The following is a 589-nucleotide window of genomic DNA, read 5'->3' as shown; positions in this document are numbered from 1 at the left end:
GTAACTATTCAGCACCCGCAACGGCATCATCCAACTTGCGCTGTATGAATGCGGGCCATTTATCGTTGAACAAGCACTCCAGCGCCTCGCCAATACCGACCCCGTTCTTGCGACAAGTCGACAGGTAGGAGCGGATGCGACAGAAGACTTTGGCACCATCCAGCGAACGGAAGCAACCGGATATCTTCTGCTGAACCTTGGTCATGCGGATATCCCGCTCGCCCTGATTGTTGGTGAACGGCACCTCGGCATTTTCCATGAAGCGCAGCACGTCGTCTTCATAATCGCGAAGACGTTCCAACAAGTTGCGCGACTTGCTGCGCTTGATTCGCCCGCGTTTCGGTGGCCCGGCTGGTGCCACCGGTTCCGGACATTCCGTATCGGCCCGGCTCAGCAATCTGCGATAACGCCGACGCCATGAGGCGGCATCGGCGGCCGCCAGTACACCGCCAGCGGCCGTGACCGCCGCGTTGACGGCCAGCAGCAATTCACGCATCGCCTTGGCCCATTGCTGGGCGTCCTCTTCGTGAGCGTAGGTCAACTCGCGCAGATGATGGGCGTTGCACAGCGCGTGCGTGCAGCCATAACG

At 59.9% G+C, this 589-nt stretch carries 1 protein-coding gene; it reads right to left on the bottom strand.

What is annotated here, in order from left to right; all coding sequences use genetic code 11:
• Positions 1 to 4: 4 nt before the first annotated feature.
• The coding region (locus tag NPX02_RS21285; RefSeq protein WP_260296074.1) for an IS66 family transposase at positions 5 to 589 on the bottom strand (585 nt) is incomplete at its 5' end.

The organism is Sedimenticola hydrogenitrophicus, assembly GCF_025175675.1.
In the GTDB taxonomy this organism is placed as follows: domain Bacteria; phylum Pseudomonadota; class Gammaproteobacteria; order Chromatiales; family Chromatiaceae; genus Sedimenticola; species Sedimenticola hydrogenitrophicus.
Note: the sequence above shows the minus strand (reverse complement) of the source record. Positions and strands in the feature narration are given on the sequence as shown.